The organism is Vibrio sp. 10N.247.311.49 (assembly GCF_041467655.1).
Lineage (GTDB): Bacteria > Pseudomonadota > Gammaproteobacteria > Enterobacterales > Vibrionaceae > Vibrio > Vibrio crassostreae_C.
Genome location: NZ_JBFSVA010000015.1, coordinates 103755 through 127675, shown reverse-complemented (window position 1 = coordinate 127675; position 23921 = coordinate 103755). Strand labels below are relative to the sequence as shown.

General features: G+C 46.6%; 19 protein-coding genes. 5 read left to right on the top strand and 14 right to left on the bottom strand.

The genetic code is table 11. The annotated features are described in order from the left end of the window. The first annotated feature begins 262 nt into the window (after positions 1–262). Positions 263–535, top strand: a complete 273-nt coding sequence (gene hupA, locus AB6E54_RS15510; protein WP_004729753.1) for a nucleoid-associated protein HU-alpha — start codon at positions 263–265, stop codon at positions 533–535. Positions 536–582: 47 nt separating this feature from the next. Next, on the top strand, positions 583–1281 hold the full coding sequence (locus AB6E54_RS15505; protein ID WP_017063655.1) for a DUF1481 domain-containing protein: 699 nt from the start codon (positions 583–585) through the stop codon (positions 1279–1281). Positions 1282–1462: 181 nt separating this feature from the next. Here AB6E54_RS15505 and purD read toward each other — a convergent pair whose 3' ends face one another. Further along, a complete protein-coding gene (gene purD, locus AB6E54_RS15500; protein ID WP_146492398.1) occupies positions 1463–2752 on the bottom strand; it encodes a phosphoribosylamine--glycine ligase in 1290 nt (429 codons plus the stop codon). 133 nt (positions 2753–2885) lie between these two features. Beyond that, entirely contained in the window at positions 2886–4493 is a 1608-nt protein-coding gene (purH, locus tag AB6E54_RS15495) for a bifunctional phosphoribosylaminoimidazolecarboxamide formyltransferase/IMP cyclohydrolase (RefSeq protein ID WP_372107242.1), read from the bottom strand. A gap of 325 nt (positions 4494–4818) precedes the next feature. On the opposite strand from purH, the gene zntR reads away from it, so the two are divergent. After that, complete coding sequence (gene zntR, locus AB6E54_RS15490; protein WP_017062704.1) at positions 4819–5259, top strand: Zn(2+)-responsive transcriptional regulator; 441 nt, start codon at positions 4819–4821, stop codon at positions 5257–5259. Positions 5260–5347: 88 nt separating this feature from the next. On the opposite strand, the gene fis is transcribed toward zntR, so the two are convergent. The 9 genes from fis to AB6E54_RS15445 form a co-directional block, all read right to left on the bottom strand. Beyond that, a complete protein-coding gene (gene fis, locus AB6E54_RS15485) occupies positions 5348–5644 on the bottom strand; it encodes a DNA-binding transcriptional regulator Fis (protein WP_004729744.1) in 297 nt (98 codons plus the stop codon). Between the two features lie 23 nt (positions 5645–5667). Beyond that, positions 5668–6636 (bottom strand): tRNA dihydrouridine synthase DusB, encoded by a 969-nt coding sequence (gene dusB / locus AB6E54_RS15480; RefSeq protein ID WP_032546269.1) that lies wholly within the window; start codon positions 6634–6636, stop codon positions 5668–5670. Between the two features lie 140 nt (positions 6637–6776). After that, positions 6777–7664 carry a 50S ribosomal protein L11 methyltransferase gene (gene prmA, locus AB6E54_RS15475; RefSeq protein ID WP_017055901.1) on the bottom strand — a complete coding sequence of 296 codons (888 nt, stop codon included), beginning with the start codon at positions 7662–7664 and terminating at the stop codon, positions 6777–6779. 170 nt (positions 7665–7834) lie between these two features. Continuing rightward, entirely contained in the window at positions 7835–9178 is a 1344-nt protein-coding gene (gene accC, locus AB6E54_RS15470; RefSeq protein WP_017062706.1) for an acetyl-CoA carboxylase biotin carboxylase subunit, read from the bottom strand. Between the two features lie 15 nt (positions 9179–9193). Next, entirely contained in the window at positions 9194–9646 is a 453-nt protein-coding gene (gene accB / locus AB6E54_RS15465; RefSeq protein ID WP_017062707.1) for an acetyl-CoA carboxylase biotin carboxyl carrier protein, read from the bottom strand. A gap of 74 nt (positions 9647–9720) precedes the next feature. Next, a complete protein-coding gene (gene aroQ / locus AB6E54_RS15460) occupies positions 9721–10170 on the bottom strand; it encodes a type II 3-dehydroquinate dehydratase (protein ID WP_010435475.1) in 450 nt (149 codons plus the stop codon). A 323-nt stretch (positions 10171–10493) separates the two neighbouring features. Continuing rightward, entirely contained in the window at positions 10494–12443 is a 1950-nt protein-coding gene (acs, locus tag AB6E54_RS15455) for an acetate--CoA ligase (protein ID WP_009844693.1), read from the bottom strand. 218 nt (positions 12444–12661) lie between these two features. Next, the gene (locus AB6E54_RS15450) at positions 12662–13294 is read right to left on the bottom strand and encodes a 3'-5' exonuclease (RefSeq protein WP_017062708.1); all 633 of its coding nucleotides are present in this window, start codon (positions 13292–13294) and stop codon (positions 12662–12664) included. 10 nt (positions 13295–13304) lie between these two features. Further along, entirely contained in the window at positions 13305–15137 is a 1833-nt protein-coding gene (locus AB6E54_RS15445; protein ID WP_017071170.1) for a DUF294 nucleotidyltransferase-like domain-containing protein, read from the bottom strand. A 232-nt stretch (positions 15138–15369) separates the two neighbouring features. Here AB6E54_RS15445 and AB6E54_RS15440 point away from each other — a divergent pair, with 232 nt between their 5' ends. Then, a complete protein-coding gene (locus AB6E54_RS15440; protein ID WP_017062710.1) occupies positions 15370–16566 on the top strand; it encodes a 3-phenylpropionate MFS transporter in 1197 nt (398 codons plus the stop codon). 117 nt (positions 16567–16683) lie between these two features. After that, positions 16684–20115: a PAS domain-containing hybrid sensor histidine kinase/response regulator gene (locus AB6E54_RS15435; RefSeq protein WP_136974344.1), complete on the top strand. Its 3432-nt coding sequence runs from the start codon at positions 16684–16686 to the stop codon at positions 20113–20115. Positions 20116–20232: 117 nt separating this feature from the next. Here AB6E54_RS15435 and AB6E54_RS15430 read toward each other — a convergent pair whose 3' ends face one another. From AB6E54_RS15430 to AB6E54_RS15420, 3 genes are all read right to left on the bottom strand, one after another. Further along, the gene (locus tag AB6E54_RS15430) at positions 20233–21618 is read right to left on the bottom strand and encodes a lyase family protein (RefSeq protein WP_017062713.1); all 1386 of its coding nucleotides are present in this window, start codon (positions 21616–21618) and stop codon (positions 20233–20235) included. Between the two features lie 12 nt (positions 21619–21630). Then, positions 21631–22017 carry a hypothetical protein gene (locus AB6E54_RS15425; protein ID WP_017062714.1) on the bottom strand — a complete coding sequence of 129 codons (387 nt, stop codon included), beginning with the start codon at positions 22015–22017 and terminating at the stop codon, positions 21631–21633. A 200-nt stretch (positions 22018–22217) separates the two neighbouring features. Further along, a complete protein-coding gene (locus AB6E54_RS15420; RefSeq protein ID WP_017062715.1) occupies positions 22218–23921 on the bottom strand; it encodes a sodium:solute symporter family protein in 1704 nt (567 codons plus the stop codon).

The following is a 23921-nucleotide window of genomic DNA, read 5'->3' as shown; positions in this document are numbered from 1 at the left end:
TTAAATTAAATTGTACGCTTTAGCAGCGATTCAGCGTGGATTATAGTGAAAAAGTAGTGGCTAGGTCATCATTAATTTTGCTCTCAGCCCCTTTTAAACAAGGGCTTGCTTAATAAAATCAGTAACAAATTGTGAGTTATTACTCATATTATGGCTAAAACTACGGCATTAGAGCTAAAGATCGACGACAAACCTTTGCCAGATGGGGCATTTATGTTTTAGAGTGAATTGAATTCAAAAATACAAAGAAGGGAAACCTAAAATGAACAAGACTCAATTAATCGACTTTATTGCTGAAAAAGCGGACCTTTCTAAAGCACAAGCTAAAGCTGCTCTAGAAGCGACTCTTGGCGGTGTTACAGATGCTCTTAAAGATGGCGATCAAGTTCAGCTAATTGGTTTTGGTACTTTTAAAGTAAACCACCGTGCAGCTCGCACTGGTCGTAACCCAAAAACTGGTGATGAGATCCAAATCGCTGCTGCAAATGTTCCAGCATTTGTTGCAGGTAAAGCGCTGAAAGATTCAGTGAAATAATCTAAACTGTACCGAGGTAGTCGTATTCCACCTCGGTACAGGTTTTTATGAAAAAAGCATTTCTTCTCGTTTCACTATTATCTACATTTCTTATTGGCTGTTCTTCAACAAGCCCTCGCAAAAACCTAGAGCAATTTGAAACTCACACTGGCGGCCAAGTCATGGGCGACGCGACGAGTTTCTACTGGGTTACAAACAAGCTAACACAACCTCATACTTCAGCTGACTACGTCACTGTCGGCGATTACGGCTGGTACCAAACTGATTATGCTTGGTCAGAAGGCGTGCTTCGTGAATTCATTCGTGAAGGCGAGCAGCGTAACTCTTCTAATGAGCTGGTTCCCTATCGAGTCCATGTGCGTTTCAATAAGTCAGGCGAAGCTGTGTATCAACAGTATCGTATTGATAGCAAAATCTTACCTATCCAAGCCAAGCAGCTTGAAAACTATCAGAAAGAAGCGACGTCGGTTCTAGAGACCACAACGAAGCAGCATGATGAAGGGCTTAGGCTGATTCAGGGTTACTGGAATGGCAGCTCTTTTAAAACGTGCGCTGGTGGTGAGTTTGATCGCATTGAATTTAACCAGACCTTGCCAGGCTTCGTGATTGACCGATTGGCGTCTGTGGAAAGCTATGCGGCGTTTCTTGGCAGTGATTCACTGGGTAAGATGAGCGTGGAAGAGTTACTGATGCTGGCTGAAGACAGCCATGATTGTGTCGTTAGGCCATCATTGTTGAAAGAATAGCGAGTAATCAAAGGATTGAGAGTATTTGGCCTACTGTAGGCCAAGTGCCTATTTGTCTGTACAAATACAGATTCTTGTGTAAATGAGATAATAAAAGGCGCCTATTGAGGCGCCTTTTTCTGTTATTCACTTGCTGTCATTTGCTTACTGTTATTGGAAAGTAAGCGAGCAACAAGATTGTTTACTGCTCTTGTTCGCGCGCAATCGCACGGTAACCAATATCATTGCGGTGGAACATACCATTCCAGCTAACTTGCTTCGTCAACGCGTAAGCGCGCTCTTGAGCCTCAGAAACCGTATTGCCCAGTGCTGTTGCACAAAGTACACGACCGCCGTTTGTCACAACGTCGCCAGCTTCATTATTTGTCGTACCCGCGTGGAAAACCTTTTGGCCTTCAACTTCGCTTGTTGGTAGTGAAATAACGTCACCTTTTGCGTAGTCAGCAGGGTAACCGCCAGCCGCAAGAACAACACCGATAGAAGCGCGTGGATCCCACTTTGATTCTGCTTCGTCTAGTTTCTCGTCGATAGCCATTAGGCAAAGCTCAACAAGGTCTGACTCCATACGCATCATGATAGGTTGCGTCTCTGGATCGCCGAAGCGGCAGTTGTATTCGATAACTTTAGGTGTGCCGTCAGCATCGATCATTAGGCCTGCGTAAAGGAAACCCGTATAAGGTGCGCCTTCTGCATCCATACCACGTACCGTTGGGTAGATAACTTCCTCAAGGATACGGTTGTGGATTTCAGGCGTCACAACTGGAGCTGGAGAGTAAGCACCCATACCGCCAGTATTAGGCCCAGTGTCTTTGTCGCCAACACGTTTGTGATCTTGGCTGGTGGCCATAGGAAGAACGCTAGAACCGTCAACCATTACGATGAAGCTTGCTTCTTCGCCTTCAAGGAACTCTTCGATAACCACGCGGCTGCCAGCTTCGCCAAATGCGTTGCCCGCTAGCATATCTTTGATTGCGTCTTCAGCTTCTTCAAGGGTCATCGCAACGATAACGCCTTTACCCGCCGCAAGACCGTCAGCTTTTACTACGATTGGAGCGCCTTGCTCACGTACGTAAGCGATAGCTGGCTCAATCTCAGTGAAGTTTGCGTAGTAACCCGTTGGGATGTCATGACGAGCTAGGAAATCTTTAGTGAATGCTTTAGAGCCTTCAAGCTGTGCTGCAGCTTGAGTAGGGCCGAAGATTGGCAAACCTACTTCGCGGAATGCATCAACCACACCGATAACCAATGGTGCTTCAGGGCCCACGATAGTCAGTTCGATTTTTTTATCTTGAGCAAACGCGACTAAACCAGCGATGTCTTCAACGCCGATGTTTACGTTCTCTAGTTTTGGCTCAAGTGCAGTACCTGCGTTACCTGGAGCGATGAATACTGTTTCAACGTTTGGGTTTTGTGCTGCTTTCCAACCTAGTGCATGCTCACGACCGCCAGCACCAATAATCAATACATTCATGTTTTAAACCTTCAATCAAAATTGATAGTAGTAGAACTAAAAAATGTCTGAGCAACACTAAATGATAGTGTTGCTCATCTCGGAGCGCAGCGTTCTCGTTTCCCGTAGCGAAGCGCTCTCGTATCTTTTCTTTCTAGTGGCGGAAGTGACGCATGCCCGTAAAGATCATCGCCATGCCGTGTTCGTCTGCTGCTGCGATAACTTCGTCATCACGCATAGAGCCGCCCGGTTGGATAACACACTTGATGCCAGCCTCTGCAGCCGCGTCGATACCGTCACGGAATGGGAAGAATGCATCTGATGCCATCACACAGCCTTCAACCTGTAGACCTTCGTCTGCAGCTTTGATGCCTGCGATTTTCGCAGAGTAAACGCGGCTCATTTGGCCAGCGCCAACACCAATTGTCATGTCGCCTTTCGAGTAAACGATAGCGTTAGATTTAACGTATTTCGCTACTTTCCAGCAGAATAGAGCATCTTTCAATTCTTCAGCTGTAGGTTGGCGCTTAGAAACCACTTTAAGGTCATCTTCAGACACCATGCCTTGGTCGCGGTCTTGAACTAGCAAACCACCGTTAACGCGTTTAACGTCAAAGCCAGTTGTCTTCGTTGTCCACTCACCACACTCAAGTAGGCGAAGGTTTTTCTTAGCCGCTACGATTGCTACTGCTTCAGCAGAAACTGATGGTGCAATGATAACTTCAACGAATTGACGCTCAGTGATAGCCGTTGCTGTTGCAGCGTCTAGCTCACGGTTGAAAGCGATGATGCCGCCAAATGCAGACGTTGGGTCTGTTTTGAATGCACGGTCGTAAGCTTCTAGGATGTCTTCACCTAGTGCAACACCACATGGGTTAGCGTGCTTAACGATCACACATGCTGGCTGGTCGAACTCTTTCACACACTCAAGTGCTGCGTCGGTGTCAGCGATGTTGTTGTAAGAAAGGGCTTTACCTTGAATCTGGCGAGCTGTAGAAACTGATGCTTCTTCAGGGGTTGCTTCAACGTAGAATGCGGCTGCCTGGTGGCTGTTCTCACCGTAGCGCATGTCTTGCTTTTTCTCGAACTGTTGGTTGAACGTGCGAGGGAATTTGCTCTTGTTTTCAGGAGAAGGTTCGTCACCTTCTTTGTTCTCACCGTAAGATGGAACCATAGTGCCGAAGTAGTTTGCGATCATGCCGTCGTAAGAAGCGGTGTGCTCGAATGCTGCGATAGCGAGGTCGAAGCGAGTCTCTAGTGTTAGAGATTTATCGTTCGTGTCCATTTCAGCGACAACGCGCTCGTAGTCGTGTGCGTTAACAACGATCGTTACGTCTTTGTGGTTTTTCGCTGCAGAGCGAACCATTGTAGGGCCGCCGATGTCGATGTTCTCAACAGCATCAGCAAGGGTACAACCTTCTTTAGCAACGGTTTCTGCGAATGGGTATAGGTTTACAACAACCATATCGATAGGGTTGATACCGTGAGTTTCCATCACGTCATCATCTTGGCCACGACGGCCTAGAACACCACCATGAACTTTTGGGTGCAGAGTCTTAACACGGCCATCCATCATTTCTGGGAAACCAGTGTAGTCAGATACTTCTGTAACAGAGATGCCTTTTTCAGCAAGCAGGCGAGCAGTGCCACCGGTAGATAGGATATCTACACCACGGTTAGCAAGAGCTTGTGCAAATTCAACGATACCAGTTTTGTCTGATACGCTGATTAGAGCGCGGCGAATTGGACGAGCGTTATTCATGCTTCCATCTTCCTCAAATTCATGGGGTTAAAATAAAGATATTTGCCAAAAAAGAACTTGTTTCTATCTTCTTAGCGTGGATTATCTTAGATACCAGTAAGAGATAAAATATTGGCCAGTTTTGGTAAAGACCTTTTGGGTTAGTCTTATGATTAAGCTATAAGATAACCAACTCCAAATTTGATGGCGCAGATTCTAACTAATTTATTACAAAAAAGCTCGCGCAATCGTTTGGCATCTCAAAATTAATTATGAAAAGTGCCATTTCAGCCTGAAAAGTAACGATAAGGTTAATTGTGGAATGGACGAAACAGTAGGAAAAAACATGTTTCAGATCGGTGAATTAGCGAAGCGATGCGGTGTGACAGCCGATACCTTGCGATTTTATGAGAAGAATAACCTGATCGCGCCAGCCAGTCGCAGTGACTCGGGTTATCGCCTATATGATGAAAATAACCAGAAACAGGTGACGTTTATTCTCAAATCTAAAGCGTTGGGGCTGAGTTTGGACGAGATTAAAGAATTGCTTGAGATTCGCCTCGAGGCCACACAGCACAGTTGCGCTGAAGTGAAGTCGATTACCTCAGCAAAGCTAGAGATGATTGATGAGAAGATTACTGAGTTAACTAAGATTCGCACCGCACTTAAGAAGATTAATGATGCGTGTTGCGGCCACGTAGACGACGATGCAAGCCATTGTTCGATTCTGGCAGCCTTGGATTCCGCAAACGTCGACAAAGGGCGCTGTTGTCGCACTGGAGAGTAATCAGCCACTATCACGGATCGACAAGCCAAAAAAAAGCCAAACTCAACAATGAGCTTGGCTTTCAATTCAATAAATTACGAAAGAACGATTAGTTCATGCCGTATTTTTTAAGTTTCTTGCGAAGAGTACCGCGGTTAATACCCATCATGGTTGCTGCGCGAGTTTGGTTACCGCGAGTGTACTGCATGATAGTGTCTAGTAGTGGCTGTTCAACTTCAGCTAATACTAATTCGTATAACTCGCTGACTTCTTGACCGTTTAATTGAGCAAGGTAATTTTTCAATGATGCTTTAACTGAGTCACGTAGTGGCTTCTGCGTGATTTGGTCTTGTGATGTAACTGTAGTTACTGTCAATGCTTCTGAAGTCAGATTTTGTTCGAACATATTCGGTCTAGCTCTTCTCGTAATTATGGTGCAACGTTATCAAAAAAACCTTCTAGCGCTTCAAGCTGCAGATCACCTGCTTCGAATGCGTTGAAGGTACGGCGAAACTCACTCGCTTGTTCATGTTCTTTTAGATACCAACCCACATGCTTACGAGCGATGCGAGGGCCTAAAAACTCTCCATAAAATTCATGTAGAGCGTGCACATGACCAAGCATGATGTCTTTCACTTCCGAAATCGGGAGTGGGTCCATCGTGGTGCCGTTTTCCAAATAGTGTAGGATTTCGTTAAAAATCCAAGGACGTCCTTGGGCAGGTCGACCTATCATTAAAGCATCAGCGCCGGTGTACTCCAGCACAAACTTCGCTTTTTCCGGACTATCGATATCACCGTTAGCGATAACCGGAATAGATACTGCTTGTTTCGCTGCTTTAATGTGTTTGTATTCTGCCTCACCTTTGTACATACAAGCGCGAGTTCTTCCATGGAGCGCAAGAGCTTGTATGCCGCAGTCTTCGGCTATTTTCGCGATTTGGACACAGTTTCTATTGTCTGTATCCCAGCCTGTGCGCGTTTTCAACGTTACTGGAACGTCGACAGCATTTACCACCGCTTTCAGAATGTCTTCAATGAGTTCTGGATGCTGCAGTAAGGCTGAGCCCGCAAGCTTCTTATTCACTTTTTTGGCTGGACAACCCATGTTGATATCGATGATTTGCGCACCGTTATCGACATTAAATTGAGCAGCCTCGGCCATAAGCTGTGGATCTGCACCAGCGATTTGTACTGAACGAATGCCCGATTCGCCTTCATGTACCATACGCTGCTGAGACTTTGACGTTTTCCAAACTTTCGGATTGGAGGACATCATTTCACTGACTGCCATCCCCGCACCGTAGCGAAGACACAACTCACGGAATGGTCTATCCGTTACGCCAGCCATAGGAGCGACGATTAGATTGTTCTTAAGTTGATAATTTCCGATTTTCAAAAATGTCATCACAGTTCTGTACCAGCAAGGGCGCGCATTTTACGCATTTTTTCGCTGCGTGAAAAGACTAATATTTGAGCATTTACAATTTGTTTTTGTAATTTGTTTAAATTTCAGTCAATTAGCGCCCAAAGTCTTGTCTAGCCTTGCTTGCGACCTGAGATTCGACACCATTCTTGTTGTTCGATGATCGGATCAATGTGAAGCTCATCACGATAATAAGTGGCAACATCTTCTGCTTGTGTATCTAAAACACCCGACATCGCAAGTACACCATTTGGCTTAACTAGGCCCTTGATGATGCCAGAAAGGTCGCGTAATGGACCCGCAAGAATGTTGGCAACAACAACGTCTGCTAGCAAACCTTCCGGTTGATCTTGTGGCAAGAACACCTCTAGTTGCTCAGCAACGCCATTGCGTTGTGCGTTGTCTTTTGATGCAAGCAGAGCTTGAGGATCAATGTCGATCCCGATAACTTTTGCTGCGCCTAGTTTGATCGCAGCGATCGCTAGGATGCCTGAGCCACAACCGAAGTCGATCACGGTTTTGCCTGCAAGGTCTAAGCCTTCAAGCCACTCAAGACACAATGCCGTTGTCGGGTGAGTACCTGTACCAAATGCAAGGCCAGGGTCTAGCATTACGTTAACAGCGTCAGGTTCAGGGATATCGCGCCAGCTAGGGCAGATCCATAAACGCTCACCAAACTTCATTGGGTGGAAGTTGTCCATCCATTCACGCTCCCAATCCTTGTCTTCAATTTGCTCTACTTTATGAGCAAAGTCTGCAGGGAACATGTTGCTTGCTTTAATCTGCGCTAGAACGACACCAGTATCAGTCTCAGCGTCGTAAAGCGCGAGAATGTCAGTATCACCCCAAAGGCGAGTTTCGCCTGGCAGAGGCTCAAATACAGGGGTATCTTGTGCATCCAGGAAAGTTACAGAAAGAGCACCAGTCTCTTCCATTAACATGTCGCCGATTTGTTCGGCATTTTCATTGGTAGCATTAAGCTTGATTTGAATCCAAGGCATGGCTGCATCTTCTATATGAGAAAAATTGGATGGCGAGTCTAGCAGAAAATATGAGCAAATTCACCAAAACCCCACGGAATATAATGGGGATTAAAGATTGATTTTTTCGGCGGTTCAAAAACAAAAATGCTCACCGAAGTGAGCATTTTGACTGTTCTTAAACGAACGGATTATGACAAACCAAGTTTCTTCTCAAGGTAGTGGATGTTTGCACCACCGTGTTGGAAGTTTTCGTCGTTCATAATAGACAGTTGAAGCTCAGTATTAACGTTAATACCTTCAACAATCATTTCACCCAATGCGTTCTTCATACGAGCGATAGCAACATCACGGTTCTCACCGTAAGTGATCAGCTTACCAATCATTGAATCGTAGTGTGGTGGCACTGTGTAACCCGTGTAGATGTGAGATTCCCAACGTACGCCCATGCCGCCTGGTGCGTGGAAACGTTCAATCTTACCTGGTGAAGGTAGGAAACGAACTGGATCTTCAGCATTGATACGACATTCGATTGAGTGGCCACGCAGCTTAATGTCATCCTGAGTGAATGATAGAGGCTGACCAGCTGCAATACGTAGCTGTTCTTTCACTAGGTCGATACCCGTTACCATTTCAGTAATCGTGTGTTCAACCTGGATACGAGTGTTCATTTCGATGAAGTAGAATTCACCGTTCTCGTATAGGAATTCAAATGTACCTGCACCGCGGTAACCGATCTCAATACATGCACGAGTACAACGTTCGCCAATGTACTTACGCATCTCTTCAGTGATACCTGGAGCTGGCGCTTCTTCCACAACTTTCTGGTGACGACGTTGCATTGAACAGTCACGCTCACCTAGGTGGATAGCATTACCTTGGCCATCTGCAAGCACTTGTACTTCAATGTGACGTGGGTTTTCTAGGAATTTCTCCATGTAAACCATGTCGTTGTTGAAACATGCTTTTGCTTCAGCACGAGTCATCGCGATAGCTTCTGTTAATTCTGCTTCAGAACGAACAACACGCATACCACGACCGCCGCCGCCGCCAGATGCCTTGATGATAACTGGGAAGCCAATGCGTTTAGCGTGCGCTTTGTTTTTTGCTTCGTCGTCGTCAAGAGGGCCGTCAGAACCTGGTACACAAGGTACGCCAGCTTTCTTCATTGACGTGATAGCTGACACTTTGTCACCCATCATGCGAATGGTTTCAGCTTTAGGGCCAACGAAGATAAAGCCACTGCGCTCTACCTGTTCTGCAAAGTCTGCATTTTCAGATAGGAAGCCGTAGCCAGGGTGAACAGCTACTGCACCTGTAACTTCAGCTGCGCTGATGATACGAGGGATGTTTAGGTAGCTATCGATACCACGAGCTGGACCGATACAAATGGTTTCGTCTGCAAGCAGTACGTGCTTAAGGTCACGGTCAGCAGTTGAGTGAACCGCTACCGTTTTAATGCCAAGCTCTTTACATGCACGCAGAATACGTAGTGCAATCTCACCACGGTTCGCGATTACTAATTTATCTAACATAATGAGTGCTCTCTATTATTCGATAATTACTAGAGCTTGGTCGAATTCTACTGGTTGACCGTCTTCAACTAGGATAGCTGTTACAACACCAGATTTATCAGCTTCGATTTGGTTCATCATTTTCATTGCTTCAACGATACATAGCGTTTCGCCAGCAGTTACAGATTGACCAACTTTAACGAATGGTTTTGCGTCTGGGCTTGGAGCGCCGTAGAAAGTACCAACCATTGGAGAAAGAACTTGGTGACCAGCTGGAACTGCAGGAGCTGCTGCTTCTGCTGCTACAGGTGCCGCCGCAGGAGCTGCTGCCGCTACAGGTGCTGGAGCAGCTGCATATTGAACAGGTGCTACAGGTGCAGTGCTGTTACGACTGATTCGTACTGACTCTTCACCTTCAGAGATTTCTAGCTCAGAAATACCAGACTCTTCAACCAATTCGATTAGCTTTTTGATTTTGCGAATATCCATTGTTTCTTTCTCTTTATCTGTTAATTGAACTTACTCTATGACTGAGTAGGTTAGTAATAGTTCGTTGTTTATGTTTACTTTGAGTTGAGCTTGCTGAGCGCAGCGGTCAAAGCAAATTGATAACCTTGGGCACCTAAGCCACAAATCACACCTTCTGCTTTATCAGATAGGTAAGAGTGGTGACGGAATGGTTCACGCGCGTGAACATTCGATAGATGAACCTCAATAAATGGTATGGCAACGCCAAGTAGTGCATCACGCAGTGCCACACTGGTATGTGTAAAGGCTGCTGGGTTGATAATAATAAAATCAACATTTTGATAAGCACTATGGATAGCTTCAATCAGTTCGTACTCACGATTTGACTGTAAGTGAGATAGCTCAACATCGTGTGCTTTCGCTTGCTCGGTCAGTGAGCTAATAATCTGGTCAAGTGTTTGAGAACCGTAGTGTGCGGGCTCTCTAAGGCCTAACAGGTTAAGGTTTGGGCCATTTAAAACTAGAATGCGAAACTTTGTAGACATCGTGGGGCTATCTTCCTTTATCGTGTTTACGAACGTGAATGTTGCCATTTTATTGAAAATTTGCGGTTAATTTCCAGTGAGAAAAACCCAAATTTAAAAATTAGAACCAGATTATAGCTAATTCAGCGCAAATCGCAGCAATTTACTGGTCTAATCTCCTATTGATACAGCTTGGAATTGTTACCAACTTAACAAAAAAGCGTCTTAGCCTTAATTTGGGGCGGGATATTTGAGATCAAGATCAGCCATAAAAAAAACCGCCACATAGGTGACGGTTTAGAAAGTGCTGTTTTAAACAGTGATTAGCTGCTGTGACTGGTTGCTTATGCCAGTTCTGCTTTCTCGGCAATCAGCTTATCAACCACACTTGGGTCGGCCAGTGTCGAGGTATCACCTAGGTTACCTGTATCGCCAGTCGCGATTTTACGCAGGATACGACGCATGATTTTACCCGAACGAGTTTTTGGTAGAGAGTCGGTCCAGTGCAGTACATCTGGCGTTGCAATTGGGCCAATCTCTTTACGTACCCAGTCTTTTACTTCTTTATGAAGCTCTGCGGTTGGGAACTCACCATCATTCAGCGTGATGTAAGCGTAAATCGCTTGGCCTTTAATATCATGAGGGATGCCCACAATCGCGGCTTCTGCAATCTTATCGAACGCGACTAGAGCCGATTCAATCTCAGCAGTACCCATACGGTGACCTGATACGTTAAGTACATCATCGACACGCCCCGTAATCCAGTAGTAACCGTCTTCATCACGACGAGCGCCGTCACTGGTGAAGTACATGCCTTTAAAGGTCGAGAAGTAAGTCTGTTCGAAGCGGTCATGATCGCCATGAACGGTACGCATTTGGCCTGGCCAAGAGTCAAGAATCACTAGGTTGCCGTCTGTTGCACCCTCAATGATGTTACCCATGTTATCAACCAGTGCCGGTTGCACACCGAAGAATGGACGAGTTGCAGAGCCCGGTTTCAGATCTGTTGCGCCTGGTAGCGGTGCAATCAAGATACCGCCCGTTTCTGTTTGCCACCATGTATCAACAATTGGAGATTGCTCATTACCGATTGTTTTGTAGTACCACTCCCACGCCTCTGGGTTGATAGGTTCACCCACTGAGCCCATGATTCTTAGGCTGTCACGAGAAGTACCTTCAACGGCTTCATTGCCTTTCGCCATCAATGCACGAATAGCCGTTGGCGCCGTATAAAGAATATTAACTTGGTGCTTATCGACCACTTCGCTCATGCGGCTGGTGTTCGGGTAATTTGGCACGCCTTCAAACAGAATCGTTTTTGCGCCATTAGCAAGCGGTCCGTAAACAAGATATGTGTGACCGGTAATCCAACCCACATCGGCTGTACACCAGAAAGTCTCGCCTTCTTGGTAATCGAATACGTATTTGAAGGTCATCGCAGCATAAACAAGGTAGCCACCTGTGGTGTGCATAACGCCTTTAGGTTTACCTGTTGAGCCTGACGTATAAAGGATGAATAGTGGATCTTCTGCGTTCATCTCTTCTGGTGGGCAATCTGCAGATACATTAGCAATAGCATCGTGCCACCACACATCGCGATGTTCGTGCCATGCCACATCACCGCCAGTGCGTTTGAATACAACAACCTTCTCGATGTTTTTCACTTCAGGGTTCGTCAGTGCTTCATCGACATTCTTTTTCAGTGGAACAGCACGGCCGCCACGCACGCCTTCATCGGCAGTGATAACGACTTTAGAATTTGAATCGATAATACGACCAGACAGTGCTTCTGGTGAGAAACCACCAAATACGACTGTGTGAACCGCACCGATACGGGTACACGCCAGCATGGCTACTGCCGCTTCTGGCACCATTGGCATGTATAAACAAACCACATCACCTTTGCGCACGCCTTGCTCTTTTAGAGCATTCGAAAACAGGCACACTTCTTTATGCAGTTCATTAAAAGTTAGAGTTTTATCATCTGCCGGGTCATCGCCTTCCCAGATGATAGCGACTTCATCACCGCGCTCAGCAAGGTGGCGGTCGATACAGTTAGCCGAAACGTTAAGCGTGCCATCTTCAAACCAGCGAATATCAATGTGGCCAGGATCGAAAGAGGTGTTTTTTACTTGTGTGAAAGGTTTGATCCAATCAACGATTTTTCCGTGTTCACCCCAAAAGCCTTCAGGGTCAGAAACAGATTGCTGGTACATGGCTAGGTAAGTGTCATTATCCGCGTGTGTGGTTGATTTAATATTTTCTTTTACCGGATAAACGTGGGCTTCACTCATTGCATCTCTCCTTGTGCCTACATTCCTAATGAACTGGCAACTTCCTTTGTGTTCAGTTTCTAGGTCTATTACAGAACCGTCTTTGTGTTATCACTCTCGGCTAGGACGGCGATTTCCACAATTAGACTTTAGGATGAGACGCTGCTTTTCACTTACAAAATAGCGAGTTAAGTTCAATTTTGAGATGTTGCTCTCTATGTGAAGCGCCAGTGGTTGAATTAAGAATAAGAAGAGTTGAAACGGGGAAGGTCACCATGTTTCAGGCGCACAAAGATCAGCGCAGCGGAGATAGCGTCTTGTAATGCATCATGTTTATTGACCGGGATAGGTAAATCGAGTTGGCGACAGATGGCGTCCATACTGAGATCAAAATAGGCATTGGGCAGCTGTCTTTCGAGTTTGTCTTGATAGAGTTGGCTCACTTCGACTAATCGGTTAGGCAGTGGAAATCCAAGCTGTTTTAAACAGGCGCGGTCGAGAATTTTTTTATCATAGCGGATGTGATAGCCGACTAAAGGACGATTTCCAATGAAGTTCAGTAGCTCGATTAAAGCCTGTTTTTCTTCGATGCCGTGCTTTAGATCTTGATGACGGATACGGTGGATTTTTATTGAATTGCAATCGAGCGATTGGGGGGCGCGCAACCGGACTTCAAAAGGTTGGCTGGTAATGATTCGGTTACCGATGATCTTGGTCGCGGCAATGGTAACTAATTCTGCCTGATTGGGATCTAGGCTGGTGGTTTCACAATCGAGCGATACATATTCATGATCAATAGGCGCAGTAAACAGAGGCTGATAGAGGGAGCCTTTGAGCTTGTGATGCCAGTAATAGCGAACCAACCTATTCATCGTTCAATGCCTAATCCCGTATCTGATAGTGGTAGCCGAGCCATTGCTTGAATTTCTTCACCACGTGCAGGCTATGACGAAGCAGATCCCTGTCTGCTCGTTCCATCAGTTTGACGTTAATCTTGTTGCTGCTGTGCTGCTGAGAAAGCCTTTGGGCTAAGCGCCACTTAAAGAATTGCTTGAGTGCTTCACTGAGATTATCGGCAGTACTTTGCTCTAATACTTTCTTGCTGACCAGCTGCTCAATGCGTTCGAAGGTGTTGTTGACCGTGACACCATGTTCTAGGCAAAGCGCTCTCACACCATGCACGATAGGGAAAATACCGCCTTGTTTGATATCGAGTCCGGACTTAGATTGCTTCACATTACCAAACAGGGTCAGGGGAACTGAGAAGTTCAGCGCCGGGCGGCAGAACTCCGTCAGAATCAATTCTTGTCCGAGCATTAAATCACTGAGGTGCTGCTTTACAGGTTTTAATAACTCTCTATTCCCCGCTACTGCGTGTGCATCTGCCATGATCGCGATATCCATCACGGTGTCTGGCGTGGCTTTTTTTACCCAATGGGTGAGGGTTTGTTTCCACTCTTGTTCTGAATGCACCCATTTCGGATTGTTGACCATTACGTTGCCCGGGCACAGTGGGTAACCCAATTGTTGAAGGGTATGGGTGAGGTCGTTCATGGCACTTTGGCATTGATGCCATTCCAAACCATCTTGAATAATCAGAGCGTTGTCTTGATCGGTTTTGAGAATTTGCTCTCCACGCCCCTCAGAACCCAACACGATTAGGCAGCAATGATTATGCAGTGCAGGTGGGATCACCAACTCAAAAGCCTTCTCTATGATCTGTTCGTTGACCGCAGAAATCAGCTCCATGATAAAGCGTGTGCGAATCCCATTACTGAGCAAGCTCTCGACCAGTTGACGTTGTTTGTTGGATGCCATTGCCAATTCTTCAACGCTGGTGGCGCGCGCAATACGCAAAGTAAGAACGTGGGAGTGTGTGGAGAATGCACTGAGAATCTGTGTCATATCCACCATGCCGACCGCATTTTTACCATCACAAACCATCAACCTTTTTACTCGATTTCTGGTCATGGTAATCATGGCGTTAAATAAGAAATCGCCTTGGTTCACGTGCATCACCGGAAACGTTGCGATCTCACCGACAGGCGCATCCAGTGTGAAATTATCGAGCATCACAGCATGCAATAAATTGGTTCGAGTGACGATTCCATACGGCAAGGAACATGATGATCCAAAAGCTTTTGGATCATTATGTTCCAAATGGACTAGGGCCGAGTCTAACCCTTGTTCTTTAAGGGTTTGAGTGACTTGGTTGATCGGTTGGTTTGGTTCAAGTATCAGTGGTGGGTGATAGATAGAGTCATCCACTTTGGTTAATATAAACTCGGCAAGATTCTGTTGCTGCTGGGCGGCTTCTATCAAAGCTTTTCGTGTTGATAGGTTGCTATCAAAGTAGGCAGCGAATTGGCCATTGGCGTGGTAAAGCTCAAGAAAAATATCGGTGGGCAGCAGATAACTTAATGTATCTTCGAGTGCGATATATTGGTGTTTGGTGTGGGGTTCAAACTGGCTGCGGACATCAAAAATATCGTCATTGGCATAGTGTGCGTAAATCTCACCATCACTGCTCGCGCGCTCTTCAACAGCTCCTTTGATCAAAATATGCAGGTGTCGGCTCGGCCTTTCAGCTTCCAGTATCACTTCTTGAGAGCGGTAATACACCACGTCTAATGAAGAGCGAAGCTTCAACTGTTCGGCGTCGGACAGGCTATCGAAGGGCGGGTGCTGCATATTAAATTTGTCAGGCATAAGCATCACAAGAAGAAATGGGAGTCTTTAATCAGTCTGACAAAATACCAGCGAAGCTCCAGACGACTTTAGTCTAAATGCGAGTATGAGTATTGATGAGCGTGAAATCTCTTGTTGAAATGCGATATCCAGACCCATTGAATATGGGAATACTATCCCAGTAATAATTCCCTTTTTCATCGTATGCGAGATAGGCATAATTGGTGCTGCCTTTTTCCGCACACTTTATAGGTCATTTATGTTTAGCCCTTCACCCTATGGCTGGATCTCTCAGTATTTTCTTGGTTTCTTTTTTGCGTATGGCGTGTATTTGCCATTTTGGGCGTTGTGGTTTGAAGACCAAGGCGTGTCTGCTGGTGATATTGGCGTATTGATTGGTATCGGCTTTGCGACTCGTTGTGTGGCCAACTTAGTGATTACGCCGCGTATCCATAAAGTGGAACACTTGATGCCAGCGCTACGCTGTTTGAGTTTCGCTGCGCTGCTGTTTGTCGGTTTCCACTTCTTCACCGGTGGCAGCTTTATACTGATGTTGTTGGCAACGGTACTGTTTAACCTCTGTTGTGGGCCGATCATTCCTCTTTCTGATGCGATGGCTAACCATTACAGTCGTTTGAAAATGCTCGACTACGGCCGAACTCGTCTTTGGGGATCAATTGCCTTTATCGCAGGTTCAACGGTTGTTGGCTATTTGGTGGCACAATTCGGCACTGACATGATTTTGTATACTGCGCTTGCCGGTGTGTTGCTGTCATTGATTCTTGCGATGAGAAACCCCAATGTGATGCCAGTAACACAATCTGAGCAACAAGCGGCGCGACCAAAACTAGGTGAACTGCTGCGTGAGTCGTCAGTGGTAAAGTTTTTAGCCTTGATGGCGCTGCTGCAAGGTAGTCATGCGGCTTACTACAGTTTTAGTGCGATTTATTGGAAAGAAGCGGGTCACTCAGAAGCTATCATCGGTTATTTGTGGAGTTTAGGTGTTGTTGCTGAAGTGGCCGTATTTGCTCTGAGTAAGCGATTATTCTCAGGCTGGTCACTGCGTACTTTGTTTGTCGTCGCGGCTATTGGGGTGATGGCGCGTTGGGGTATAACCGCATCAACCACGGCGATTTTTGCACTGGTGATGGTGCAGTTGCTGCACGGTGTGACATTTGCCATGGCACACATCGCCGCGATTCAATACATCCAATCTGAAGAACAAAACAAGATGGTTGCGCTACAAGCCCTGTATAACGCGATTCCATTAGGTGCCTTTATTGCACTGATGACCACCTTAAGTGGTTGGGGTTATGAGCTTTGGGGCGCAAATATCTTCTGGGGCATGGCTGCAATGGGTGCACTTGCTCTGTTCATTAAGTTGGATGAAAGAAGTTCAGTGGTTGAGATTAATCAATCAGATTCGGAACAGTCAGAATCTCACAGCAAATGCTGATAATTAGAGTCTAAAGCACAGAATTTAAGCGATGCGATTGAGTTAATCACCCATCCTTAGTTAAATGAAACCTCTCCCTTATGGAGAGGTTTTTTTATGGATGAAAAAGGGTTTTCAATGCAAGGATGGATAGTAATTCCAGTCTCTTTAGCCTACTTGGGCGTGTTATTTCTGATCGCTTGGTATGGAGACAGGCAGGTTCGTTGGCTATCGCGTTGGCGTCCGTGGATCTATAGCCTTTCGATTGCCGTGTATTGTACCTCTTGGACCTTCTATGGAACTGTCGGGCAGGCGAGCAATAACCCTTGGTCTTTTTTACCCATTTATCTCGCCCCGATTCTGGTCTTTACACTAGGCTGGCGGATCTTGGCGCGGCTGATCCTGATTGCGAAGCGGGAGCACATCACCTCCATTGCCGACTTTATCGCGGCTCGTTACGGGAAATCTCAGGGCTTAGCTGTGGCGGTGACGGTTATCGCCGTGGTCGGTATCCTTCCTTATATCGCTCTGCAACTGCGTGGTATTACCATGGGGTTGGATATTGTTGCGCCCAACCTAGCGGCTGACTTCGGTTATCAGGACTATCATGTGTCTTGGTTTGTGGTCGGTGCTTTGGCTATTTTTACCATGCTGTTTGGTACAAGACACATTGATAACACAGAGCATCACCGTGGCATGATGATGGCGGTGGCGTTTGAATCCATCGTTAAGCTCGCGGCATTCCTGATCGTTGGCCTATTCATCATGTATCTGGCGATGAGCAGCGACAAGATCGACTTGCTTGATGTGGCGGCTTCCACCTACGAATCACCCAATATTCCGACCTTAATTATTCATACCGTTTTAACCATGTTGGCGATTGTCTGTCTGCCACGCCAGTTCCATACCATGGTGGTAGAGAACGAACGTCCTCAAGACCTGCATACCGCTCGTTGGTTGTTTCCGCTTTACCTGATTTTGATGGGACTGTTCGTGCTGCCAATTGCTTGGGCAGGACAAGGACTACTTACTGGTATGCCAGCGGATACCTATGTGATCAGTGTGCCAATGTCAGAAGGCGCTAATCACATTGCCTTGCTGGCTTTCCTTGGTGGTACGTCTGCGGCAAGTGGCATGGTGATAGTGTCGACCATCGCCTTGGCGATCATGGTGTCGAATGATTTAGTGATGCCATTGTTACTGCGCCGTATGCGCCTAACTCAAAGAACCCATCGACACTTTTCTGGCCTGCTATTGGTGATTCGCCGCGGGCTAATTTTACTGCTGTTACTGGGTGCTTGGCTGTTTTATCAGGCGCTCGATACCATCCATTCACTGTCAGCGATTGGCTTTCTTTCCTTTGCTGCGATTGCTCAATTCGCGCCAGCACTTATTGGTGGTTTGTACTGGCGCCCGGGTAACCGCAAGGGCGTGTATGTCGGCTTAATGGTGGGCTCGTTGATTTGGCTGATTACCTTGATGAGCCAAACCAGCATGTTGGCTGGCGACAGTGAAAGTAACCTTTTACTGTGGATTATCACGCCGCCAGAACTGCTCAGTAGCTGGAATATCAGCAGTTCAAACTGGGGCATTGTGCTGAGTATTGTACTTAATACCTTGTGCTATGCCGTGGTTTCGATGACGACTCGCCCAAGCCTAAGTGAGCGCTTACAATCAGCAGCATTTGTTGGCACGCCGCTGCCTGAAAACGAGAATATCAGCCTTTACCAGAACCGAGTGACGGTCGCTGAATTAGAGATGCTGGCGTCGCGTTTTGTGGGCCGTAAGCGTGCGAAAAGTGCTTTACACAGCTATTGGCAACAACACGGGCAGCCGCTGCTTCCTAATCAACAAGCGCCTGCGAGTCTGATTCGACACGCAGAGCGCGTGCTCGCCGGTGTATTCGGTGCTTCATCTGCTAAGTTAGTACTTACTTCTGCTTTGCAGGGAAGAAACATGCAGCTTGAAGAAGTCGCGACCATCGTTGATGAAGCCTCGGAGCTGTACGACTTCAGTCGCGGTTTACTGCAAGGCGCGATTGAACATATTGGCCAAGGCATCGCAGTAATCGACAAACAAATGAGGCTGGTTGCATGGAATCAGCGTTACCTAGAATTGTTTGAATTCCCTGCGGGTTTGATTCAGGTTGGGCGACCCATTTCAGACGTGATTCGTCATAATGCCGAGCAAGGGTTGTGTGGCCCAGGTGACCCGGAAGATCACGTTCGCCGCCGTGTTTATCACCTTGAGCAAGGCACTCGACACACCTCTTCTCGTATTCGTCCTGATGGCCGAGTGATTGAGGTGCAAGGTAACCCAATGCCAAGTGGTGGTTTTGTGATGAGCTTTACCGACATCACGGTATTCCGACAAGCAGAGCAAGCGCTAAAAGATGCCAATGAAAGCTTGGAATCGAGAGTGCATGAGCGAACTCAAGAGCTCGAAAAACTGAATCATCGCTTGGTAAAAGCCACGCAGATTTCGGATCAAGAATCACAATCTAAGAGTCGTTTTCTAGCCGCGGTAAGCCACGATTTGATGCAGCCGCTCAATGCCGCACGTCTATTTGCTTCGTCACTGTCTGAGGTGGCAAAAGAGCAAGAGGTGAAGCAATTGTCATCTCACATCGAGAGTGCACTTGGCGCCGCAGAAGATTTGATTGGTGACTTGCTAGATATCTCTCGATTGGAGTCCGGAAAGTTAGAAACCAACATTCACGCGATTGCCGTGCATGACGTATTAACCAATTTGAACGCGGAATTTAGCGCTCTAGCGAGACAACAGAAAATTGAGTTTAAGATGATTCCGTCGTCATTGTTCATTCATTCAGACCCTAAGCTGTTGAGGCGTGTGATTCAGAACTTTTTGACCAATGCGTTCCGCTACAACCCGGAAGGGAAAGTGGTACTGGGTGCGAGAAGAGTCAATGGACAGGTTCGAATTGATGTGTGGGATAATGGAACCGGTATCGATGAAGACAAGCAACAAGAAATCTTTGAAGAGTTTACTCGTGGCAGCCAAGTACGAGCCGATCAAGGATTGGGGTTAGGGTTAGCAATCTCGAAAGGTATTGCTCATGTGCTTGGCCATCAAATTTCGATGCGCTCATGGCCGGGGCAAGGCAGTGTCTTTTCCATCACTTTAGCTAGAGCGGAAAAAGTGGCTCCAGTTGTGCAAGCTTCGACGCCAATGGCGACCAGCGACATCGAACATCTCAAGATATTGTGTGTCGATAATGAACGAGAAATCTTAGTCGGTATGGAAAACCTGATCGGACGTTGGGGCTGTGAGGTTAAGACGGCGGTTGATTTGGTCGAAAGCTTGCAGTGCCTAGATGAGGGTTGGCTACCTGATGTGATTTTCTCTGATTACCGTTTAGATAATGGCAGAACGGGTCTCGAAGTCCTGCAGCAGTGTCGCTTGCGCCTCGGAGACTCTTTTGAAGGGGTCATCATTAGTGCCGATAGAACCGATGACATGTTGGCAGCGATAAAGGCCAACAGCTTTCGCTTTATTGCCAAGCCAGTGAAGCCACTTAAGTTAAGAGCGGTCTTGAATCGAGTGAGCTAGTTTGGGTTAACAGGCTCGGATTAGTACGTTCGTGAGCGGATAGTGAAAAGGCCTCAGATGAGGCCTTTTTTGTCTCTGTTTTTTTTGCGAACGCCGATTCGCTTGTTAATTCAATAACTAACCAGCAATGCCACCTTGTGTCAGTGTGGTTGGATCAAGCAGTTTACTGAGCTCTTCTCGGCTAAGATCGGTTTCTCTTTCTGCGACATCCAGAATTGGTAAGCCTTCTTTGTAAGCTTTCTTGGCAATATCAGCCGCCTTCAAGTAGCCAATCACAGGGTTAAGTGCGGTCACTAGGATTGGGTTCTTTGACAGTGCCAAATCGAGATTGTCTTGGCGTACCGTGAAGGTCGCGATGGCTTTGTCCGCTAAAGCGACTGAGCTGTTTGCCAATAACTCAATACTTTCCAACACGTTATGAGCAATCACTGGCAGCATCACATTAAGTTGGAAGTTACCTGATTGTCCGGCTACGGTAATGGTGGTGTCGTTGCCAATGACTTGCGCCGCCGCCATAGCTGCAGCTTCTGGAATCACAGGATTTACCTTGCCAGGCATGATCGATGAGCCTGGTTGTAGAGCCTGTAATTCAATTTCCCCTAAGCCAGCCAACGGCCCAGAGTTCATCCAGCGAAGATCGTTTGAGATCTTCATGATCGCAACTGCTGCCGTTTTGAGCTGACCTGACAGCGCAACGATCGCGTCTTGACTGCTGAGGCTAAAAAAGAAGTTTTCACTCGAGCTAAAACTGATCTTTGTCGATTGAGACAGGTTACTCGCAAACTTATCGGCAAAGCGTGGGTCAGCATTGATCCCTGTTCCAACCGCAGTACCACCTTGTGCTAAAGCCTTGATAGCGGGCAGGGTGTTCTCTATTGCTTGCTTAGCGTGTTCTATCTGAAATTTCCAACCACCTAGCTCTTGAGCAAAGGTCATTGGCATCGCATCCATTAGATGAGTGCGGCCGGTCTTCACGACCTCCGCAAGTTCCTGTTGTTTGATGGTGAGTGCTTCAGAAAGGTGAGTTAATGCAGGTAATAGCTTATTTTCAGCCATCAAAGCAACGCTCACTTGAATTGCGGTTGGCACCACATCGTTACTGCTTTGGCCCATGTTGACGTGATCATTGGGGTTCACGTCGCCTTGCAAGCTTCTTGAGGCAAGCGTAGCAATCACTTCATTGGCATTCATGTTGGAACTGGTACCTGAACCGGTTTGGTAGACATCGATAGGGAATTGATCGAGGTGTTTACCCTCAATGATCTCTTGGCTGGCTTCGGCTATCGCGTTGGCAATATCACCTTCCAGTAGACCTAACTGAGCATTGGTATCTGCCGCTGCCTGTTTAATTAACGCCAGTGCTTGAATAAAACTGGTCGGCATCTTGTGAGAGCTAAACGCGAAGTTATCCGCTGCACGCTGAGTTTGTGCTTGGTATAGCGCATCGGCAGGGACTTTCACTTCGCCCATGCTGTCTTTTTCAATCCGAAATTGTAGGGTCATGTTCTATCCTTGTTAGCCAAGTGGGGCTTGGACTTGTTGTAGTGTTTGGCTGAGATTCAAAAAACGCGCTTGGCCTTGAGGTTGCTGGCAGTAGTGGCGCTTCAAATAAAATAGTGGTGAGTGAATAGAGTCTAGGCAGATATGACGAAAGGCGAAACTGCGCTGAGGAGACTCAATCGCTTCAATCAAATGAAAGAAAACTTGGCGTAGATACAGCTCGCACAACAAGATGTTTTCTTGAGCGGCATGCTTTTCATAGTAAGCCGAAAGCGTCAGTGCACACTCGATATACTCTCGAATTACAAACGGCTCATGGCCTTGAACTTGTTCTAATGAAGCAAAGCGATCCTGTGCTTTGTAAAATCTCGAATAGAGAACCTGCTGCTCTTTCATCATCATCTGCATCTCTTTATTGGATGTTAATGATAATTATTATCAAATAAAATTTTAAAAACAACCCTTTGTTTATCTTTTTATAAAGTGAGCAGAAAAAGAAAAAGCCGATACACGAAGTATCGGCTTTCTGGAGTCAGTACCTAATCCCTACAATGTAAGTACTGATTCATTTTTTGCTAAACATCTTTGTTTAATGGTCGTGCTTAGTGGTCGTGAGCTTCACCTGCACCTTTCGGGTAACGGATGTTCTCAACCATATCTTGTACATCTTGTGGTACTTCAGCAGTTACTTTGTTTACAGCAATCGATACTACGAAGTTTAGACACATACCTAGCGTACCGATGCCTTCTGGGCTGATACCAAACCACCAGTTTTCAGGTGTGCTTGCTGCTGGGTTAATGAACTTGAAGTAGATGATGTAGCTTGCTGTGAAGGCAATACCTGACAACATACCTGCAATTGCGCCTTCCTTGTTCATCTTCTTGTAGAAGATACCTAGGATAATCGCTGGGAAGAAGGATGCTGCGGCTAAGCCGAAGGCAAACGCTACTACCTGTGCTACAAAGCCTGGTGGGTTAATACCTAAGTAACCGGCACCGACAATCGCGACCATGGCTGCCAGACGAGCGGCTAACAGCTCCTGCTTGTCGGTCATGTTTGGTCTGAAGCCTTTCTTCAACAAGTCATGTGAAATCGACGTTGAGATGACCAATAGTAGACCCGCGGCTGTTGATAGTGCGGCTGCTAGGCCACCGGCTGCAAGCAGTGCTACAACCCAGTTTGGTAGTTTCGCTAGCTCTGGAGAAGCCAGTACGATGATGTCACGGTTAATCTTCATCTCGTTGCGCTCATCGCCCGAGTAGAACATTTTGCCATCGCCGTTCTTATCTTCCCAACCTACTAGGCCAGTGCTTTCCCAGTTTTTGTACCAGCTTGGTGCGTCCGCTGCAGCGACACCTTGCATGTCAGGGCCGTTGATTGTTTCGATCATGTTTACACGAGCGAATGCTGCAACGCCTGGTGCTGTTGTGTATAGCAATGAGATGAACAGTAGTGCCCAACCCGCTGAGATACGAGCATCACGTACTTTTGGTACCGTGAAGAAACGAATGATTACGTGTGGAAGACCCGCAGTACCGACCATTAGAGCCGCACAGATGAAGAATACATCTACCATGCTCTTGTTACCTTCGGTATAGGCGGTAAATCCGAGTTCTTCGGTCAGTCCATCCAGTTTATCAAGAAGGTAAACATCTGTGCCTGATAGCGTAGAGCCCATACCAACTTGTGGAAGTGGGTTACCTGTCATCATGATTGAGGTAAAGATTGCTGGAACAAGGAAGGCGAAAATGAGGACACAGAATTGAGCTACCTGCGTATAAGTGATGCCTTTCATGCCACCTAGTACTGCGTAGAAGAACACAATACCCATACCAATGATGATGCCTAGGTTAATATCAACTTCTAGGAAACGAGAGAATACAACGCCCACACCACGCATCTGGCCTGCAACGTACGTAAACGATACGAAGATTGCACAGAATACCGCTACCATACGTGCCGTTTTCGAGTAGTAACGCTCACCGATGAAATCAGGAACCGTAAACTGACCGAACTTACGTAGGTAAGGTGCTAAACATAGCGCAAGTAGTACATAACCACCTGTCCAACCCATTAGGTAAACCGCACCGTCGTAACCAACGAATGAGATGATACCTGCCATTGAGATGAATGATGCTGCCGACATCCAGTCAGCGGCGGTCGCCATGCCGTTTGCTACTGGGTGTACACCACCGCCAGCAACGTAGAACTCACTAGTAGACCCTGCACGAGCCCAGATTGCGATGCCGATATATACCGCGAAAGTAATACCGACGAGAATAAACGTCCAAGTTTGAATATCCAT

Bases quoted from the DNA above. Each gene is read 5' to 3' on its own strand.
- hupA (WP_004729753.1), top strand. From the start codon at position 263: ATGAACAAGACTCAATTAATCGACTTTATTGCTGAAAAAGCGGACCTT.
- AB6E54_RS15505 (WP_017063655.1), top strand. From the start codon at position 583: ATGAAAAAAGCATTTCTTCTCGTTTCACTATTATCTACATTTCTTATT.
- purD (WP_146492398.1), bottom strand. From the start codon at position 2,752: ATGAATGTATTGATTATTGGTGCTGGCGGTCGTGAGCATGCACTAGGT.
- purH (WP_372107242.1), bottom strand. From the start codon at position 4,493: ATGAATAACGCTCGTCCAATTCGCCGCGCTCTAATCAGCGTATCAGAC.
- zntR (WP_017062704.1), top strand. From the start codon at position 4,819: ATGTTTCAGATCGGTGAATTAGCGAAGCGATGCGGTGTGACAGCCGAT.
- fis (WP_004729744.1), bottom strand. From the start codon at position 5,644: ATGTTCGAACAAAATCTGACTTCAGAAGCATTGACAGTAACTACAGTT.
- prmA (WP_017055901.1), bottom strand. From the start codon at position 7,664: ATGCCTTGGATTCAAATCAAGCTTAATGCTACCAATGAAAATGCCGAA.
- accC (WP_017062706.1), bottom strand. From the start codon at position 9,178: ATGTTAGATAAATTAGTAATCGCGAACCGTGGTGAGATTGCACTACGT.
- accB (WP_017062707.1), bottom strand. From the start codon at position 9,646: ATGGATATTCGCAAAATCAAAAAGCTAATCGAATTGGTTGAAGAGTCT.
- aroQ (WP_010435475.1), bottom strand. From the start codon at position 10,170: ATGTCTACAAAGTTTCGCATTCTAGTTTTAAATGGCCCAAACCTTAAC.
- acs (WP_009844693.1), bottom strand. From the start codon at position 12,443: ATGAGTGAAGCCCACGTTTATCCGGTAAAAGAAAATATTAAATCAACC.
- AB6E54_RS15450 (WP_017062708.1), bottom strand. From the start codon at position 13,294: ATGAATAGGTTGGTTCGCTATTACTGGCATCACAAGCTCAAAGGCTCC.
- AB6E54_RS15445 (WP_017071170.1), bottom strand. From the start codon at position 15,137: ATGCTTATGCCTGACAAATTTAATATGCAGCACCCGCCCTTCGATAGC.
- AB6E54_RS15440 (WP_017062710.1), top strand. From the start codon at position 15,370: ATGTTTAGCCCTTCACCCTATGGCTGGATCTCTCAGTATTTTCTTGGT.
- AB6E54_RS15435 (WP_136974344.1), top strand. From the start codon at position 16,684: ATGCAAGGATGGATAGTAATTCCAGTCTCTTTAGCCTACTTGGGCGTG.
- AB6E54_RS15430 (WP_017062713.1), bottom strand. From the start codon at position 21,618: ATGACCCTACAATTTCGGATTGAAAAAGACAGCATGGGCGAAGTGAAA.
- AB6E54_RS15425 (WP_017062714.1), bottom strand. From the start codon at position 22,017: ATGATGATGAAAGAGCAGCAGGTTCTCTATTCGAGATTTTACAAAGCA.
- AB6E54_RS15420 (WP_017062715.1), bottom strand. From the start codon at position 23,921: ATGGATATTCAAACTTGGACGTTTATTCTCGTCGGTATTACTTTCGCG.